Genomic DNA, 264 nt, shown 5'->3' with positions numbered 1-264 from the left:
ACGTAGCCGCCGGTACCGAAGATACCGACGCCGTTAACTACGGTCAGCTGAAAGAGACCAACGCCAATGTGGCCAAAGGTCTGAACATTGCCGCCGACAACGGTAATGACGACAACGTCCAATTGGGCGAAACCGTTGCCTACCGCAGCAGCGACAAAAACATCGTCACTACCGTGTCCGACAACCAGATTGACTTCAAACTGGCCAAAGACATCACCGTCGACAGCGTTACCGCAGGCGACAGCAAACTGAATTCAGACGGCC

1 protein-coding gene is annotated in these 264 nt (G+C 54.5%); it reads left to right on the top strand.

Going from position 1 to position 264, the window contains the following annotated elements:
• Positions 1-264, top strand: a 264-nt coding sequence (locus tag HMPREF2661_RS05445; protein WP_141759991.1) for a hypothetical protein, incomplete at both ends; no start/stop codon positions are given.

Origin of the sequence: Neisseria sp. HMSC061B04, assembly GCF_001836705.1 — a bacterium.
Classification (GTDB): domain Bacteria; phylum Pseudomonadota; class Gammaproteobacteria; order Burkholderiales; family Neisseriaceae; genus Neisseria.
The sequence above is the reverse complement of the archived record's forward strand: the minus strand, read 5'-3'. Positions and strand labels throughout refer to the sequence as shown.